1 pseudogene is annotated in these 313 nt (G+C 69.6%); it reads right to left on the bottom strand.

Annotation, left to right across the window (positions count from 1 at the left end):
- A pseudogene (locus OEY_RS30530) lies at positions 1-172 on the bottom strand (acyl-CoA desaturase); the annotation flags it as partial.
- Positions 173-313 lie beyond the last annotated feature (141 nt).

Here is a 313-nt window from a genome sequence, read left to right on the forward strand (position 1 = left end):
GCCCACTCAGCTCCAGGCCGCGCTGCAGCCGGATCGTGTTGCGGATGTAGCGGGCGTCGCGCTCGCCGCGGGAGTCCTCGATGTCCCGCCGGATGGCGTCGAGCTCCCGGCCGAGGGCCTCGACGTCCGCCTCGGTGAGGTGCGCGTACTCCTTGATGTCCGAAATGGCCATGCGCCTACCGTACCGTAAGTTACGAATCCGTAGGTTACGGAGATGTAGCTTGTGCGGCAGATCACTTCCGGCGGGTGGCGCGCTTGGCGGCCCGCAGGGTCCGCAGCGCGGTCGCGAGCCCCTCACGCCGCTCCCCCACCG

It is taken from the genome of Rhodococcus sp. P14 (assembly GCF_000256505.1).
Taxonomy (GTDB): Bacteria; Actinomycetota; Actinomycetes; order Mycobacteriales; family Mycobacteriaceae; genus Rhodococcus; species Rhodococcus ruber.